Origin of the sequence: Streptosporangium roseum DSM 43021 (assembly GCF_000024865.1) — a bacterium.
GTDB classification, from domain to species: Bacteria; Actinomycetota; Actinomycetes; order Streptosporangiales; family Streptosporangiaceae; genus Streptosporangium; species Streptosporangium roseum.
On record NC_013595.1, the window covers coordinates 6,079,120 to 6,095,428 of the forward strand.

A 16,309-nucleotide genomic window follows, 5' to 3' on the forward strand; every position below is an offset into this window, starting at 1 on the left:
GAACCCCCGAAAGTCAGAGAGGTCACCACCCATGCCCCTCCCCCGGGCCCTGATCGCCTCCGTCGGCGTGATCACGATGGTCAGCGCGGTGCTGGCCGATCTGGTCGTCCCCGACCTGGCGGCCCAGCATGCCTTCAACGCCGGCTGGCCGCCCCACGCGAAGTTCCACGACGCCCAGTACATGGTGATGACGGTGCTCCTCGGCCTTATCGGTTTGATGCTCGCCGTACGGCAGGGCCGGAACATGCGCGCGCGGCTGCTCTGCGCCGCCGCGATCCTGGCCACTCCCTGGCTCGGCATGTTCGGAGCGCTCCTTTTCCCCGGCACCGCCACCTACGATCCGGAGTTCGCCGATCGGACCGTCTTCGTCCTCGGTCTGCACGGACAGGTCTTCATGGCGCTTGTCCTGATCGTGGCCCTGCTCGGTGCGGCAGCGGCGGCCTGGCGCATGCCTGACGGCTCCGCCGCTCAGCTGTGAGCCGCCCTCACCAGGCCCAGTGACCTGACCAGGTCGAGCATCTCGGCCCAGCACGCGCGCGATCGTCCGGATCGACGCCTCCTCCCGGAGCCGGTCCGCGATGTGAATCCGGTCGTCCTCCCCCGGATACCGAGACGCGCCAGCAGGGGGCGCCGCCGGTCTTCCGACCGGCGGCGCCCCCTTGTTTCCCGCTGACGGTCCGGCCCCGTTCCGCCGGCGCCTCCCCGGGCGGCGAAGGAAGCCCGGCTCGCCGGGGGCTTCCCCGGTCATCGGCTCATCCGTGGTTGACGCGCCAGAAGTCGGAGACCGTCTGGCGGTTCTGGAGGTCGCCGAGCAGCACCTTGGGGTCGGTGTGGAAGAGCTGGGACTTCCAGTCGTCCAGGCCGGGCGGGGTGACCAGCGGTTTGACGGTGCTGTTGCCGGAGACGCCGCCCTCACCGATCTCGTGCTTGACGCCCTCCTCGGTCATGATGAAGTGGACGTACAGCTTGGCCGCGTTGGGATGCTTGCTCTTGGCGGCGATGGCGACGTACTTGGGATAGCTGAAGCCGACGAACGGCGTCATCGCCGAGCACGTCGCCTGGGCGTATCCCTTGTCCTCGTTGTTGCGGAACTTCGAGATCGACATGAAGCCGATCTTCTTGTCGGTGGCGCTCGGCGCGCCCACCGCACCGGAGATGTCCTCGTCGGAGCCGGTCAGCACCGGCTTGTTGACCGACATCCGCTTGATCCATTCGTAGGCGGCGCTCTTCTCCTTGGTCTCCAGCGCCTTGCCGTACTTCGCCTGGTAGGCCTGCTCCAGCGCCTGGTTGCCGTGGGCGTCCAGCTGGGTGAAGAACGACAGCACGGTCGGCTTGCCCAGCGGATCCTGCATCACCAGTTTGCCGGCCCACTCCGGCTCGGTCAGGTCCCACACGTTCTTCACCGGGCACCCGTCGGGCGACAGCTTGGTGTTGTAGGCGAAGACCGTGGCCTTCGACAGCGCGAGCAGCGGGTTGTGGTTCTCCTGCGGGATCTGGTCCTTCAGGTCGGCGGGCACCCAGGTCTGCGCCACGCCCTGCGGGATGAGCTGACCGACCAGCACCCCGCCGTCCTCGTACATCGCAGCGTCGATCGTCACGTTGTCCGCGGCGTGCTCCCTGAGCATCTTCTCGGCGGTCTGCGGGGTGTCGGACTTCACGCCCTCCATCGCGATGCCGTACTTGTCGGTGAAGGCCTTGGCCACCTCCTCGATGTCGCCGCTGGAGTCGTAGACCAGCAGGCTGCCCTCCTTCTTGGCGGCCGCGACCAGGGTGTCGAGATCGAAGGCCGCGTCGACCGAGGGGCCGGGCAGCGGCTTGGCCGCCGTCGTCCCGGATGGGGCGTCGGCTCCCGTGGAGGGTGCGCACGCGGCGACGGCCAGTGCCAGCAGCGCCGCAGGGATGATCTTCCGGGTACGCCTCACGATGGCGTCACTCCTCTTGCCTCTCAAGGAATCGTATGCGCCGCTCAGAGCCCCGATCCGGCGGTGCAGTGCGCTCAACGATGAACGTCATGTGAACTATTTGTCAAGACATTCTTACCTTCGTGCAGCACTCGACACGATCCCGTCACATGCCAGCGAGCGGACGGTAACCTGGTATTGGTTAAGACATCCTGATGTCCATTAATGTCTGACCGTGACTGTGACGAGATTGGACATCGACCTCGACAGGTCGAGCCCCGTACCCCTCTACTTCCAGGTGGCCGAGCGGATCGCGGAGGCGATCCAGTCCGGCGAACTGCTGCCGGGCGCCCGGCTCGACAACGAGATCCAGCTCGCCGACCACCTGGGCCTGTCGCGCCCGACGGTCCGCCAGGCCATCCAGTACCTCGTCGACAAGGGCCTGGTGGTCCGCAAGCGCGGCGTCGGCACCCAGGTCGTGCACGGCCAGGTCAAACGGGCGGTCGAGCTCACCAGCCTCTACGACGACCTGCGCAGGGCGGGGCAGGAGCCGGTCACCCGGGTGCTGTCCATCGCCACGGTCGCCGCCGAAGAGGACGTCGCCGCCGCCCTGGGGGTCGCGCCGGGCGCCTCGGTGCTCCGGCTGGAGCGGCTCAGATACGCCCTGGGGGAACCTCTGGCCCTGTTGCACAACTGGCTGCCGGCAGGGCCGGCGCACCTGTCGGCCGAGGCCCTGGAGCAGCGCGGGCTCTACGAGCTGCTCCGCGCGACCGGGATCCGCATGCGGGTCGCCAACCAGCGGATCGGCGCCCGCGCCGCCACTCCCGCGGAGGCCGGACTGCTGGAGGAGCGCCGCTCCTGTCCCCTGCTCACGATGGTCCGCACCACCTATGACGACCAGGGCAGGGCCGTGGAACACGGCTCGCACGTCTACCGCGCCTCCCACTACTCGCTGGAGGTCACCCTAGTGGAGCGCTGACTCCCGGAACCCCGCACTGGTGATGATGATAGATAGTCCGAATGTCAGGACAAAGTCTTGACTGTTTACCTCCCGTTCATCTAGAACTGGAGGCCCCTGGACGAGGAGTCATCATGCGTGTGGGCTTGTTGGGCCTTGGTCGTATAGGCGCGTTTCACGCTGCCACCCTCTCTGCTCTTGTCGACGAGCTGGTCGTCTCCGACGCCGACCAGAGCAGGGCGGAGGAGGTGGCCGGACGGCTCAAGGCCCGCGTCGGAGACCCTTTCGACGCCGACGCCGTCGTCATCGCCACCCCCACCGCCACCCACGCGGAGTTGCTGGTAAGGGCCTGCGACCTGGGGGTGCCGGCCTTCTGTGAGAAACCCGCGGCGCCCGGCGTCGCAGAGACGATACGGGTCGCCGACGCCGCCGAACGGAGCGGGACGGTCGTGCACATCGGCTTCCAGCGCCGCTTCGACGCCGGCTACACGGCCGCGCGCGAGGCGCTGCGGAGCGGCGAGCTCGGCGCGCTGCACCGGGTGCACATGATCACCGCGGACCCGGCGCCCCCGGCCCCCGGCTACGTCCCCATGTCCGGCGGCATCTTCCGGGACTGCCACATCCACGACTTCGACATCCTGCGCTGGGTCACCGGCCGCGAGGTGGAGAGCGTCTACGCGACCGGCTCCAACCGGGGCGAGGCGTTCTTCGCCGAGGCCGGCGACGTCGACAACAGTGCCGCCCTGCTCACCCTGGACGACGGCACGCTGGTCACCCTGCAGGGCTCCCGCTACAACGGCGCCGGCTACGACGTGCGGATGGAGCTGGCGGGCACCCTGCGGACCCGGGCGGTCGGCCTCGACCCGCGCGCGCCGCTCACCAGCGCCGAGGGGCTGCAGCCGCCGGGCGAGCCGTGGCCGGACTTCGTCACCAGGTTCGATGCCGCCTACATCGCGGAGATGAGCGCGTTCCTCGCGGCGGCACGGGGCGAGCGCGAGAGTCCCTGCACGGTCCAGGACGCCCTGGCCGCCCTCTACATCGCCGAGGCGGCGGACCTGTCCCGTCGCGCCGACCGTCCGGTCCGTCTCCTGGAGGTGACCAAGTGAGAATTGCCGCGGCTCCCATCTCCTGGGGCGTGTGCGAGGTGCCGGGCTGGGGACACCAGATGACCCGGGAAAGAGTGCTGGCCGAGATGCGGGAGCTGGGCCTGACGGCCACCGAGCTGGGCCCCGACGGCTTCCTGCCCCCGGAACGCGAGCAGCGCACCCGCCTGCTCGACGGGTACGGCCTGCGCGCGGTCGGCGGCTTCGTCCCCGTCGTCCTGCACGACCCCGGCCATGACCCGCTGCCGGGCCTGCGGGCCGCGCTGGCCTCCTTCGAGGAGGAGACGGTGGTCGTCCTGGCCGCCGCCACCGGCGCCGACGGCTACGACGCGCGTCCCTCACTGGACGCGGAGGGCTGGCGGACGCTCCTGGGCAACCTGGACAGGATCCGGCGCGAGACGGCCCACCTGGTCACCCTGCACCCGCACGTCGGGACCATGGTCGAGACCAAGGACGAGGTGGAGCGGGTGCTCGACGGCAGCGCGGTCCCGCTCTGCCTGGACACCGGCCACCTGCTCATCGGCGGCACCGACCCGATGGACCTCGTCCGCGAGACTCCCGAACGGATCGCGCACGTCCACCTCAAGGACGTCGACACCGCCCTCGCCGAGCGGGTCCGGTCCGGTGAGCTGTCCTACACCGAGGCCGTGAAGGCGGGGATCTACCGCCCGCTCGGCCGCGGCGACGTGGACGTCCCCGGCATCGTCGCCGGTCTGGGCGCCGCCGGATACGCGGGCTGGTACGTCATGGAGCAGGACGTCATCCTCGGCTCCGAGCCGCCCGGCGGCGCGGGCCCCCTCCACGACGTCCGCACGAGCGTGGCCTTCCTGGGGAGCCTCGCGTGACCGACGTGCTGACCATGGGGCGGGTCGGGGTGGACATCTATCCGTTGCAGGTGGGGGTGTCGCTGCGGCGGGTGGAGACCTTCGGCAAGTATCTGGGCGGCAGTCCGGTCAACGTGGCGGTGGCCGCGGCGCGGCTGGGCCGTTCCAGTGCGGTGATCACCCGGACCGGCGCCGATCCGTTCGGGTTGTTCGTTCATGATGCGTTGCGGGAGTACGGGGTCGATGACCGGTATGTCAGTGCGGTGCCGGGGCTGCCGACGCCGGTGACGTTCTGTGAGATCCGGCCGCCGGAGGATTTCCCGCTGTATTTCTATCGCTGGCCGAAGGCGCCGGATCTGGAGATCCTGGCGGGGGAGCTGGATCTGGAGGCGGTGGCCGGGTGCCGGTTGTTGTGGGCGACGGTGACGGGGTTGTGTCAGGAGCCGTCGCGGGGGGCGCACTGGGCGGCGTGGCGGGCGCGGGGGCGGCGGGCGCACACGGTGCTGGATCTGGATTACCGGCCGATGTTCTGGTCGGATGCGCGGGCGGCGCGGGTGCAGGTACAGCGGGCGCTGGGGCAGGTGACGGTGGCGGTGGGCAATCTGGATGAGGTGGAGGTGGCCACCGGCACGCGGGATCCGTATGAGGCGGGCCGGTTGCTGCTGGAGGCGGGGGTGGAGTTGGCGATCGTCAAGCGGGGGTCGGCCGGGGTGGTCGGGATGCGCGCGGGGGAGACGGTGGAGGTGGCGCCGGTGGAGGTGGAGGTGGTCAACGGGCTGGGGGCGGGGGACGCCTTCGGTGGGGCGTTGTGTCACGCCCTGCTGGAGGGCTGGCCGCTGGAGCGGACGCTGCGGTTCGCGAACGCGGCGGGGGCGATCGTGGCCGGGCGGCTGGCGTGCGCTCCGGCGATGCCCACCCTCGACGAGATCGAGGACGTCCTGTCGGGTGAGTCTCCCAGAGGAGAGACCGCACATGCGTGAGGAGGACTACCGCCGGCTGCTCGACGACCGGGCCCGATATCCGGAGCGGGTGGCCGAGGCGGCCGCCGCGCGCGGGCGCAGGCCGCTGCTGGCCGGCCGCGACCAGTTGCTGATCATCGCGGCCGACCACCCGGCGCGCGGCGCGCTCGGCGTCGGTGACCGCCCGATGGCCATGGAGAGCCGCGCCGGCCTGCTCGACCGGCTGACGACCGCCCTGGCCAGGCCCGGCGTGGACGGGCTGCTGGCCACCCCCGACATCGTCGAGGACCTGCTGCTGCTCGGCGCCCTGGAGGGCAAGCTCGTCATCGGGTCGATGAACCGGGGCGGCGTGCAGGGCTCGGCGTTCGAGTTCGACGACCGCTTCACCGCCTACGACACCGCCTCGATCGTCCGGATGGGGCTGGACGGCGGCAAGATGCTCTGCCGGATCGGCCTGGACGACCCCGTCACCGCCGCCACCCTGGAGTCCTGCGCCAGGGCGATCACCGAGCTGGCCTCGCACGGCCTGATGGCGATGATGGAGCCGTTCTGGTCGCGGCGGGTCGGCGGCGCGGTCAGGCACGACCTGTCCCCGGAAGGGATGATCCACGCCATCAACGTCGGCCAGGCACTCGGCGCGACCTCCGCGCACACCTGGCTGAAGATCCCGGTGATCGAGGACATGGAACGCGTCATGGAGGCCACCACGCTGCCGACCCTGCTGCTCGGCGGCGATCCCACCCAGGCGCCCGACCGGGTCTTCGACTCCTGGGGCAAGGCGCTGCGGCTGCCCGGTGTGCGGGGCCTGGTCGTCGGCCGGGCCCTGCTCTACCCGCCCGGCGACGACGTGGCGGCGTCCGTGGACACCGCCGTGAGCTTGCTGGAGACCTCATGACGCACATTCCCCGCGGCACCGCCGCCGACGCCCCGTGGGCGGTGAAGATCACTCCTGAGTCGGCCGGGTGGACCTATGCCGGACTGCGGGTCGTGGACCTGTCCGGCGGGAGCGTGGAGTTCGCCACCGGTGACGAGGAGATGCTGGTCCTCCCCCTGTCGGGCTCGTGCGAGGTCACCGCCGACGGCCTGCGGCTGCCGCTGGCCGGGCGCACGTCGGTCTTCGACGCGGTGACCGACTTCGCCTACCTGCCGATCAGGACGTCCGCCCGGATCACCGGCACGGGCCGTTTCGCACTCCCCGCCGCCCGCGCGACCCGCCGCTTTCCCATCCGGTACGGCCCGGCGCACGAGGTCCCGGTCGAGGTCCGCGGCGCCGGCCAGGCCAGCCGCCAGGTCAACAACTTCTGCGCTCCGGACGCCTTCGACTGCGACAAGCTCGTCGCGGTCGAGGTGCTCACCCCCGGCGGCAACTGGTCGTCCTACCCGCCGCACAAGCACGACACCGCCTCCGAGCACGAGGCCGTCCTGGAGGAGATCTACTACTTCGAGGGCGGCCCCGGCTACCAGCGGGTCTACGGCACCCACGACACGCTGGCCGAGGTGGCGGGCGGAGACGTGGTGCTGGTCCCGCACGGCTACCACGGCCCGTCGATGGCGGCCCCCGGCTACGACCTGTACTACCTCAACGTGCTGGCCGGGCCCGCCCCCCAGCGGTCCATGGCCTTCTGCGACGATCCCAATCACGCCTGGATCCGCTCCTCCTGGGCGGACCAGGTGGTCGACCCCCGCCTGCCGCGTCGCGTCACGGACGCCCGTGGCGGATCCCCTGGAGACGCTTCATGAGACTGACAGTGGCCCAGGCGCTCGTGCGCTTCCTCGCCCAGCAGTGGACCGAACGCGACGGCGCCGAGCAGCGGCTGATCGCCGGATGCCTGGGCATCTTCGGCCACGGCAACGTCGCCGGCATCGGCCAGGCCCTCGCCGAACAGGGCGCCGGCACCCACGCGGCCCTGCCCTACTACCTGGCCCGCAACGAACAGGCCATGGTGCACACCGCCGTCGGCTACGCCCGTACCCGCGACCGTCTGACCACCTTCGCCTGCACCACCTCCATCGGGCCCGGCGCCACCAACCTCGTCACCGGCGCCGCCCTGGCCACCATCAACCGCATCCCGGTGCTGCTGCTGCCCGGCGACGTCTTCGCCACCCGCGCCGCCTCCCCGGTGCTGCAGGAGCTGGAAGACCCCCGCTCCTACGACGTCACCGTCAACGACACCCTGCGGCCGGTCAGCCGCTTCTTCGACCGGATCAACCGCCCCGAGCAGTTGCCCTCGGCACTGCTGGCCGCGATGCGGGTGCTGACCGACCCGGCCGAGACCGGCGCGGTCACCCTGGCCCTGCCCCAGGACGTCCAGGCCGAGGCCTACGACTGGCCCGAGGAGCTGTTCCGCCGGCGCGTCTGGCACGTGGCCCGCCCGGTGCCCGAACCCGCCGCGCTGGCCCGCGCCCAGGACCTGCTGCGGCGATCACGCCGGCCGCTGATCGTGGCCGGCGGCGGCGTCAAACACAGCCAGGCCTCGCATCAGCTGGCCGCCTTCGCCGCCCGCCACCGCATCCCGGTCACCGAGACCCAGGCAGGCAAGGGCGCCGTGCCGTACGACCACCCGTACGCCGCCGGCGCGATCGGCCACACCGGCAGCGCCGCGGCCAACACCCTGGCCCGCGAGGCCGACCTGGTCATCGGCATCGGCACCCGCTACAGCGACTTCACCACCGCCTCACGCACGCTGTTCGCCGGCGCGGCCTTCCTCAACATCAACATCACCGCCTTCGACGCGGCCAAGCACTCCGGCCAGATGCTCGTCGCCGACGCCCGCCAGGCGCTGGACGCGCTGGAGCCCGGCGACTGGAACGCCGACCCCGCCTGGAGCGCCAGAGCCACCGAGCTGACCCGCGACTGGCAGGCCGAGATCGAGCGCGCCTACGGGGGGACGGAGCTGACCCAGCCGGTGATGCTGGGAATCGTCAACCAGGCCGCCGAGGGCGGCGTGGTGGTCAACGCGGCCGGGTCCATGCCCGGCGACCTGCACAAGCTGTGGCGGGCCACCGACCCCGGCCAGTACCACGTGGAGTACGGCTACTCCTGCATGGGATACGAGATCGCCGGCGGGCTCGGGGTGAAGCTGGCCGCGCCGGAGCGAGAGGTGTTCGTGCTGGTCGGCGACGGCTCCTACCTGATGATGGCCCAGGAGATCGCCACCGCCGTGCAGGAGGGCGTCAAACTCGTCGTGGTGCTGGTCGACAACCACGGCTTCGCCTCCATCGGCAACCTCAGCGAATCCGTCGGCGCCCAGCGGCTCGGCACCTCCTACCGGATGCGCGGCCCCTCGGGCGAGCTCGACGGGGCCTTCCTCCCGGTGGACCTGGCCGCCAACGCCGCCAGCCTGGGCGCCGACGTGCTGACGGCGAACGACCCCGGCACGCTGCGGACCGCACTGGCCAAGGCCATGGCGTCCACGCGCACCACGGTCGTCCACGTCGAGACCGTCCCCGGCCCAAGTCCCGAGACCACGGCCTGGTGGGACGTGCCGGTGGCCGAGGTGTCGAGCCTGCCCGAGGTCAGGACCGTGCGCCGGCACTACGAAGACCACAAACGCGACCAGCGGCCCTACCTCTGATGGGATGGACGCTGGCGTTCGCCACGGTGGCGATCCTCTTCGTGCTGATCAGCGGGGCCAACGACGGAGCCACGCTCCTCGGCCTCGGGCTCAGGTTCCCCCGCTCGCCGGGATGGGCGATCGCCTCGCTTCTCGTGGTGGTGCTCTTCGCCGGGCCGTACCTGCTGGGCATCGCGGTCGCCCGGACCTTCACCGAGCGGCTGGCGGGGCTGGGGACGAGCGGCGGGGCGACGGCGTTCCTGGCGGGGGTGGTGATCGCGGTGGTCGTGGTCGCGGTCCTGACCGGCAGGGGCCTGCCGACCAGCCTGACGCTCGCGGTGATCGGCGGCATCACCGGCGCGGGGTTCGGCGCCGGCCTGCCGGTGTCGTGGTCGAGTCTGGGCGCGGTCCTGGCGATCGGGGCCGGCGCGCCCCTGGTCGGCCTGGCCCTGGGCTACCTGCTGGGGACCCTGTCGCGCAGGGTTCCGTCCTACCGCCGGATGCCCCGGCTCGTGCTCGCCGCCCACCTGCTGGCCTACGCGGCCCAGTGCGTGGCCTACGCGGTGAACGACGGCCAGAAGATGATCGCGGTGGTGAGCGTCGCGGTCGACGTGGGCCGCGACGGGCTGGGCGGGGTCGGCCCCGTCGAGGTGCCGCCGGCGTGGATGGCCGTCCTGGTGGCGCTCTTCCTCGCCGGGGCCCTGACCAGCCTGACCCGTGTCGGGGAGCGGCTGGGCCGCGGCCTGGTCATCACCCGGCCGCTGCACATCGTCTCCGCCGAGACGGCGGCCACCGGCGCCGTCCTGGGCAGCTCGGCTCTGGGCAGTCCGGTGAGCATGACCCAGTCGATCACAGCCGGAGTCGTCGGCGTAGCAGCCAGTGAGGGAGCCAGGAGAGTGCGATGGCAGAGCGTCATGAACATGGGTACGGCATGGCTGGTCACGCTGCCGTCGTCGATGGCCCTGGGCTGCCTGGCCGGGCTCGCGCTGAGGCTGCTGTGAGCGGCGCCGACGGCCGCGCCCGGCGGTTCCTGCGGGCCTGGGACGATGTGCGCGGCCGGTCCGGGCGGCGGGTCGTCGACCTGGTCCGCCACCAGGTCGCCGTCGTCCGGGCGGGAGCCGTACTGGCCCGCTCGACCGCGACCGGCGAGATCGAACGGTCGGTCGCGCGCACCCAGATGGCCGAGGTGGAGCACGAGGGCGACGCGGCGCGGGGCGAGCTGGTGCGCGTCCTTCGGCGGGTGCTGGCCACCCCCGTCGACCGGGAGGACCTGTTCCGGATCTCGCGGTCGATCGACGACGTGCTGGACCACCTGCGCGACTACGTACGCGAGACCGACCTGTTCGGACCGGAGGATCTCGGCTTCGCCGTCGAGCCGCTGCAGGCGGTGATCGACGGCCTCGACGAGCTGGAGACCGCCGTCCTGAAGATGATCGAGGATCCCGGCTCGGTCACCGTGGCCGTGCTGGCCACACGCAAAGCCTGCAGCCGGGTCCGCCAGCTCTACCAGACCCGGCTCACCGAACTGTTCACCGGGCCGCTGGAGATGGACACCCTGCGCGGACGCGAGCTGCTGTCGCGTCTCGACGCGGTGGGCCGGCGGCTCGGCGAGGCGGCCGACGCGCTCGCCGACGCGATGCTCAAACGGAGCCACTGATGACCAAGCGATGCCACTGAGGAAGCCGACGGGCCGCGCACCGCGTCGGTCCTCGCCAACCCCCTGAAGGAAGTACCATGGCTCTTCTCACCAAGCCGGAAACGCCGCCACCTCCCTCTAGGCGGCGCAGACTGGTGTACCGGCTCCGCGTGCTGCGCCACGACCCCACCGCCGCACTCGGGCTGATTCTTGTCATTTTGCTCGCCTATCTCGTCGTGGCACCGCTGATCGCGGTGCTGTCGGACGCCTTCCGCCTGCAGTACGGCGACGACGTGCACGCCGGGCAGCAGCCGGGCGAATGGACCGGCTACTACATGTGGCGGGTGTTCCGGTCCCAGATCAGCGGTCTGCTGTTCTGGGAGCCGCTGCTCAACACGCTGGTGATCGCGGTGGGCACCACGCTGTTCGCGCTGGTCGTCGGGGGCGGCATGGCCTGGCTGGTGACCAGGACCAACGTGCCGGGGCGCAAGTGGCTCGCCGGCGCCCTGGTGGTCCCCTACATGCTGCCTTCGTGGACCTTCTCCCTGGCCTGGCTGTCGCTGTTCAAGAACGAGCGTGCCGCCGGGCAGGTCGGGTTCCTGCAGGCCCAGGGCATCCGGACCCCCGACTGGCTCGCCTACGGCGCGTTACCGATCATCGTCACCCTGGGGCTGCACTACTACCCGTTCGTGCTGCTCCTGGTCGGGAACGCGCTGCGCCGCATCGACGCGCAGCTGGAGGACTCCGCGCGGATCCTCGGCGCCCCGCAGCGGACCGTCATCCGGCGGATCGTGGTGCCGCTGATGCTCCCGGCGCTGTCCTCGGCCGTGCTGCTGGTGGTCGGCCGGGTGCTCGGCACGTTCGGCACGCCCTACGTGCTCGGCCTGCCGGCCGACTACCGGGTGCTGTCCACGGGGCTGTTCCAGTCGATCCGGGACCGCAGCACCGGCGTGGCGTCCGTGCTCGCCACCGTCATCGTGGTCATCGGAGTCCTGATCGTCCTCACCGACACCCGGTTGATGCGCGAGCACCGCCGGTTCGTCACCGTGGGCGGCAAGGGCGCGATGGACCGGCTGAGCGACCTGCGCCGCTGGCGCTGGCCCCTGTTCGGGCTGGGCCTGGTGGTCTTCGTGGTGAGCGTCCTGGTGCCGGTGTTCACGCTGCTGCTGTCGACGGTCACCCGTACACCGCTGGACCTGTCGACCTTCACCCTCGACTACTGGCTCGCCGAGAAGCTGCCCGGAGCGGTCGGCTTCCCGCACGGTGTCCTGCGCGGTTCGGAGCTGTGGACGGCGGCGTGGAACTCGCTGCGCATCGTCGGCCTGGCCTCGCTGATCTGCGCGGTCGCCGGCCTGCTGATCGGGTACGTCGTGGTGCGCGGCACGGCTCCACGCGTCGCCGCGTTCCTCCGCCAGGTCTCCTTCCTGCCCTACCTCATCCCCGGCATCGCGTTCGCGGCCGCCTCGCTGTCGCTGTTCGCCGTCGCCAGGGGACCCCTTCCCGCGCTGTACGGGACGACGTTCCTGCTGATCCTGGTGATGGCCGTGACGCACCTGCCGTACAGCTCGCGCTCGGGCATCGCGGCGATGATGCAGCTCGGCCGCGAGCCGGAGGAGGCCGCGCAGATCGCCGGGGCCTCCTGGTGGCAGCGGATGCGGCGGATCATCTTCCCGATCCAGAAGGGCGCTCTCGTCACCGGGATCGTGCTGCCGTTCATCTCCGGGCTCAAGGAGCTCAGCATCGTCATCATGCTGACCACCACCGGGACGCAGCTCCTGACGACCCTGTCGATCGGCCTCGTGGACTACGGATACACCCAGCTCGCCAACGCGGTCGTACTCGTGATCGCCTTGGTCTCCTTCACCATGACCTACCTGACCCAGCGTCTGACCAAGAGCAGCCTGGCGTCCGGCCTAGGAGGATAGATGCCGAACATCACCCTCAGCGGAGTCGCCAAGAGCTACGGCGGTGGCGACTACGCTGTGAAGAACCTCGACCTGACCGTTCCCGACGGCGCGTTCATGTGCCTGCTCGGCCCCTCCGGCTGCGGGAAGACCACCACGCTGCGGATGATCGCCGGGCTCGAGCAGCCGACCGCGGGCAGCATCGCCGTCGGCGACCGGGTCCTCGACTCCGTCGAGCGCGGTCTCTACGTCCCGCCGGAGAAGCGCGGCATGGGGCTGGTCTTCCAGAACTACGCGCTCTGGCCCCACCTGTCGGTGCGTGAGAACGTCGAGTTCGGTCTGCGCATGCGCAAGGTGCCCGGTCCCGAGAGGCGGGCCAGGGCGGAGACGGCGCTCAGGATGGTCCACGTCGACGCCGCCATGGACCGCTACCCCTCCCAGCTCTCCGGCGGCCAGCAGCAGCGCGTCGCACTGGCCAGGATGCTGGCGATCAACCCCACGGTGCTGCTGCTCGACGAGCCGCTGTCCAACCTCGACGCCCAGCTCCGCCTGGAGATGCGCGCCGAGCTCAAACGCATCCACGAGGAGTCCGGCGCGACGATCGTCTTCGTCACCCACGACCAGCTGGAGGCGCTCACGATGGCCACCGACGTCGCGGTCATGAAGGACGGCGAGCTGCAGCAGCTGGCCGCCCCGATGGAGATGTACGCCAGGCCCGCCAACCGGTTCGTCGCCGAGTTCGTCGGCAGCCCGCCGATGGCGATCGTCGACGTCGGCCCCTCCCCCACCGGCCTGGCCGGCTCGCTGATGCGCTCCATCGAGGCCCGCGCCGAGCAGTGCGCCCCCACCGCCGTGGGCATCCGGCCCGAGGCGCTGCGCCTGGGCACGCCGCCCGGCACCGCCTGGCACGAGGAGGCCGTGGTCGAGGCCGTCCTGCCGGCCGGCTCCTCCTGGACCGTACGGCTGCGCATCCTGGACACCGAGCTGTACGCGGTCTCCTACACGCCGGTCGAGGCCGCCGCCGGCGACGTGCTGACCTGCTGGACCGACCAGATGCACCTGTTCGGCGCCGACGGCGTCCGGCTCTCCTCCTGGGACCGGACGGAGGTGGGCGCGTGATCCGGCCCAAGGCGTTGCTGCTGGACTTCGGCGGTGTGATCGTAGAGACCTCCCGGCGCCCGTCGTGGGCGGCCGAGCTCGCCGCGGAGGTGCACGGCCTCCTCCGCAGGGCCGGCTTCCACGACCTCGGCCTCGACGAGGTCGAGGCCGACATCCGGGCCGGCGCGCGCGCCGACAAGTACTGGAAGGACTCCACCTCCCGGCAGTTCGCCCCGGTGGAGATGACGCACCGCGGGTTCTGGGCCGACTTCGTGGCGGGCGACTGGCCGGAGCAGGCCCGCTCGCTGGTGATCGCCGAGGCGACGCCGCTCTGCAGGCGGATGGGCGAGCTGCGCAGCGACCGCAAGACCCGGCCCGCGCTGCAGGAGCTGCTGGCCGCCTGCTGGGCGCACGACGTCACGCCCGCGGTCGTCAGCAACGCGCTGTGCGGAGCCGTCCACCGTGACCACATGGCCCTCAGCGGCCTCGACCGCCAGGTGGCGGTGCAGGTCTACAGCGACGAGGTCGGCGTGCGCAAACCCAATCCGGAGATGATCTTGATCGCCTGCCGGGCACTGGGCGTCGACCCCGCGGAGACCTGGTACGTCGGCGACAACTACGACCGCGACGTGGTCTGCGGCGCCCGCGCCGGAGTGGGGGCCACCGTCCTGATGGTCTCCCGGAGCACCGACGAGATCCCCTACAAGGTGCGCCAGAGCCCTCAGGCGACAGTCGAGGACCCCCGCGGACTTCTGAACCTCCTGGAGGAGACATGGATATGAGCACTTCGCGCGAGCTGGCCGCCATCGCGGTCGAGGCGGCCAGAGCGGTCGGCGACCAGCTCAGGGACGCCTTCCGCTCCCGGCCCGAGGTGAAGACCAAACGCGACTTCCACGACCCGGTGACCGAGCACGACAAGGCCGCCGAGGAGCGTATCCGCGAGGTCCTGGACCGCCTGTGCCCGGGCAGCGTCGTGGAGGGAGAGGAGGGCGGGGTCCGGGGGGAGGGCGACATCCGCTGGTACGTCGACCCCATCGACGGCACCGCGAACTTCGCCGCAGGCCTGCCGTTCTTCTGCACCTCCATCGGAGCCGTGGTGGACGGAAAGGTGGTGGCGGGCACCGTCTACGACCCCGTCCGCGACGACGAGTTCACCGCCTCGCTCGACGGGGCCTTCTGCAACGGCAAGCCGATCCGCAGCTCCGGCGCGCGCACCGACCGGGAGGCGGTGCTGCTGTCGAGCTATCCCACACCGCGTGACCTGGCCGCCGGCGGCGACGCGGCGCTGCACCGCTTCGCCCGGATGGTCAACGCCTTCGCCAGCACGCGCCGCCCGGGGAGCGCGGCGCTGAAGCTGGCGCACATCGCCGCCGGCTGGTCCGACGTCGCGTACGGCACCCACGTCAACGCCTGGGACGTGGCGGCCGGTTCGCTGCTGGTGGAGCGGGCCGGAGGCACGTACATCCCGCTGTCCGGAGACATCTTCACCCCCGGTGGCTACCTCGCCTGCGTGGGCGGCTTCGACCTCGCGGGCTCGGTGATGGCCGAGGTCTCCACGGCGAGGGAGGTCTCGTGATCCGGTGGATCGTCACCGATCTGGACGGGACGCTCGTCGGACGCGACCTGGCCATGGTGCCCTCCGGCCGGGACGCGCTGCGCCGTTTCATCGCCTCGGGTGGAGAGGTGGTCATCGCGACCGGGCGGATGGAGGCGTCGGCCCTCCGCTACTACGAGGAGCTGGGCCTCACCGGGGCGGCGATCCTCTACAACGGCGCCCGGACCGTGGACCTGGGCACGGGAGCCGTGCTGCGCTCCCGCCACCTGCCGGCGGACGCGTGGAAGGCGCTGCTCGACCGGTTCGACGCGCTGCCGGAGGGCGTCTATCCGGTGGCGTTCTCCGGCGGCGAGGCGCTGGCGGTCCACGACGTTCCCCAGCTGCGGGACTACGCCCGCCGGGACGGGATCACGCTGCGCGACCCGGGCGACTGGTCCGCGCTGCCCCCCGGCGAGATCACCAAGTGCATGCTGATCGGCGACCCGCTGCCTGACCTGGACATCCCGGGGACGATCACCGTCCGCTCCGAGGCCACCTACCTGGAAGTGCTGCCCGAGGGCGCCACCAAGGGCACCGCGCTCCGCGAGCTGGCCGCCTCCCGGGGCGTGCCGCTGGAGCAGGTGGCGGCCATCGGCGACAACCCCAACGACATCGACATGATCGAAACCGCCGGGGTCGGCGCCGCGGTGGGTGACGGTCATCCGGAGGTCCGGGCCGCGGCCGACGTCGTGGTCGGCGCCTGCGCGGACGGGGCCGTCGCAGACCTGGTGGAGCTGGTCCTGTCCCGGTCCCGGTAGGACACGCCGGCGTAGCCGGC

Annotated in this window: 16 protein-coding genes; 15 read left to right on the forward strand and 1 reads right to left on the reverse strand. The window is 71.3% G+C overall.

The annotated features are described in order from the left end of the window. The first annotated feature begins 31 nt into the window (after positions 1-31). A complete protein-coding gene (locus SROS_RS26780; protein WP_012892047.1) occupies positions 32-478 on the forward strand; it encodes a DUF6640 family protein in 447 nt (148 codons plus the stop codon). Positions 479-752: 274 nt separating this feature from the next. Here SROS_RS26780 and SROS_RS26785 read toward each other — a convergent pair whose 3' ends face one another. After that, the gene (locus tag SROS_RS26785) at positions 753-1,922 is read right to left on the reverse strand and encodes an ABC transporter substrate-binding protein (protein ID WP_012892048.1); all 1,170 of its coding nucleotides are present in this window, start codon (positions 1,920-1,922) and stop codon (positions 753-755) included. 214 nt (positions 1,923-2,136) lie between these two features. Here SROS_RS26785 and SROS_RS26790 point away from each other — a divergent pair, with 214 nt between their 5' ends. The 14 genes from SROS_RS26790 to SROS_RS26855 all read left to right on the forward strand — a co-directional run bounded on the left by SROS_RS26790 (position 2,137) and on the right by SROS_RS26855 (position 16,289). Continuing rightward, positions 2,137-2,880 (forward strand): GntR family transcriptional regulator, encoded by a 744-nt coding sequence (locus tag SROS_RS26790; protein ID WP_012892049.1) that lies wholly within the window; start codon positions 2,137-2,139, stop codon positions 2,878-2,880. A gap of 113 nt (positions 2,881-2,993) precedes the next feature. After that, positions 2,994-3,965, forward strand: a complete 972-nt coding sequence (locus tag SROS_RS26795) for a Gfo/Idh/MocA family protein (protein ID WP_012892050.1) — start codon at positions 2,994-2,996, stop codon at positions 3,963-3,965. After that, the gene (locus SROS_RS26800; protein ID WP_012892051.1) at positions 3,962-4,807 is read left to right on the forward strand and encodes a TIM barrel protein; all 846 of its coding nucleotides are present in this window, start codon (positions 3,962-3,964) and stop codon (positions 4,805-4,807) included. The genes SROS_RS26795 and SROS_RS26800 overlap by 4 nt, the downstream gene beginning before the upstream one ends. Then, positions 4,804-5,766: a 5-dehydro-2-deoxygluconokinase gene (gene iolC / locus SROS_RS26805; RefSeq protein ID WP_012892052.1), complete on the forward strand. Its 963-nt coding sequence runs from the start codon at positions 4,804-4,806 to the stop codon at positions 5,764-5,766. The genes SROS_RS26800 and iolC overlap by 4 nt, the downstream gene beginning before the upstream one ends. Continuing rightward, entirely contained in the window at positions 5,759-6,640 is an 882-nt protein-coding gene (locus tag SROS_RS26810) for a class I fructose-bisphosphate aldolase (protein ID WP_012892053.1), read from the forward strand. The genes iolC and SROS_RS26810 overlap by 8 nt, the downstream gene beginning before the upstream one ends. Next, positions 6,637-7,485: a 5-deoxy-glucuronate isomerase gene (gene iolB, locus SROS_RS26815; protein ID WP_012892054.1), complete on the forward strand. Its 849-nt coding sequence runs from the start codon at positions 6,637-6,639 to the stop codon at positions 7,483-7,485. The genes SROS_RS26810 and iolB overlap by 4 nt, the downstream gene beginning before the upstream one ends. After that, positions 7,482-9,320, forward strand: coding sequence for a 3D-(3,5/4)-trihydroxycyclohexane-1,2-dione acylhydrolase (decyclizing) (iolD, locus tag SROS_RS26820; RefSeq protein ID WP_012892055.1), 1,839 nt, complete (start codon positions 7,482-7,484; stop codon positions 9,318-9,320). Before iolB ends, iolD begins: the two co-directional genes overlap by 4 nt. Continuing rightward, entirely contained in the window at positions 9,320-10,300 is a 981-nt protein-coding gene (locus SROS_RS26825) for an inorganic phosphate transporter (RefSeq protein ID WP_012892056.1), read from the forward strand. The genes iolD and SROS_RS26825 overlap by 1 nt, the downstream gene beginning before the upstream one ends. Beyond that, entirely contained in the window at positions 10,297-10,956 is a 660-nt protein-coding gene (locus tag SROS_RS26830; protein WP_012892057.1) for a DUF47 domain-containing protein, read from the forward strand. Before SROS_RS26825 ends, SROS_RS26830 begins: the two co-directional genes overlap by 4 nt. Positions 10,957-11,033: 77 nt before the next feature. Beyond that, positions 11,034-12,860: an ABC transporter permease gene (locus SROS_RS26835; protein WP_012892058.1), complete on the forward strand. Its 1,827-nt coding sequence runs from the start codon at positions 11,034-11,036 to the stop codon at positions 12,858-12,860. Next, the gene (locus tag SROS_RS26840; RefSeq protein ID WP_012892059.1) at positions 12,861-13,958 is read left to right on the forward strand and encodes an ABC transporter ATP-binding protein; all 1,098 of its coding nucleotides are present in this window, start codon (positions 12,861-12,863) and stop codon (positions 13,956-13,958) included. It abuts the gene before it with no gap. Further along, positions 13,955-14,719 (forward strand): HAD family hydrolase, encoded by a 765-nt coding sequence (locus SROS_RS26845; protein WP_012892060.1) that lies wholly within the window; start codon positions 13,955-13,957, stop codon positions 14,717-14,719. The genes SROS_RS26840 and SROS_RS26845 overlap by 4 nt, the downstream gene beginning before the upstream one ends. Further along, entirely contained in the window at positions 14,716-15,513 is a 798-nt protein-coding gene (locus SROS_RS26850; RefSeq protein WP_169369391.1) for an inositol monophosphatase family protein, read from the forward strand. The genes SROS_RS26845 and SROS_RS26850 overlap by 4 nt, the downstream gene beginning before the upstream one ends. Beyond that, positions 15,510-16,289, forward strand: a complete 780-nt coding sequence (locus SROS_RS26855; protein WP_012892062.1) for a Cof-type HAD-IIB family hydrolase — start codon at positions 15,510-15,512, stop codon at positions 16,287-16,289. The genes SROS_RS26850 and SROS_RS26855 overlap by 4 nt, the downstream gene beginning before the upstream one ends. Positions 16,290-16,309 lie beyond the last annotated feature (20 nt).

Bases quoted from the DNA above. Each gene is read 5' to 3' on its own strand.
- iolB (WP_012892054.1), top strand. From the start codon at position 6,637: ATGACGCACATTCCCCGCGGCACCGCCGCCGACGCCCCGTGGGCGGTG.
- SROS_RS26810 (WP_012892053.1), top strand. From the start codon at position 5,759: ATGCGTGAGGAGGACTACCGCCGGCTGCTCGACGACCGGGCCCGATAT.
- SROS_RS26825 (WP_012892056.1), top strand. From the start codon at position 9,320: ATGGGATGGACGCTGGCGTTCGCCACGGTGGCGATCCTCTTCGTGCTG.
- SROS_RS26795 (WP_012892050.1), top strand. From the start codon at position 2,994: ATGCGTGTGGGCTTGTTGGGCCTTGGTCGTATAGGCGCGTTTCACGCT.
- iolD (WP_012892055.1), top strand. From the start codon at position 7,482: ATGAGACTGACAGTGGCCCAGGCGCTCGTGCGCTTCCTCGCCCAGCAG.
- SROS_RS26780 (WP_012892047.1), top strand. From the start codon at position 32: ATGCCCCTCCCCCGGGCCCTGATCGCCTCCGTCGGCGTGATCACGATG.
- SROS_RS26840 (WP_012892059.1), top strand. From the start codon at position 12,861: ATGCCGAACATCACCCTCAGCGGAGTCGCCAAGAGCTACGGCGGTGGC.
- SROS_RS26835 (WP_012892058.1), top strand. From the start codon at position 11,034: ATGGCTCTTCTCACCAAGCCGGAAACGCCGCCACCTCCCTCTAGGCGG.
- SROS_RS26850 (WP_169369391.1), top strand. From the start codon at position 14,716: ATGAGCACTTCGCGCGAGCTGGCCGCCATCGCGGTCGAGGCGGCCAGA.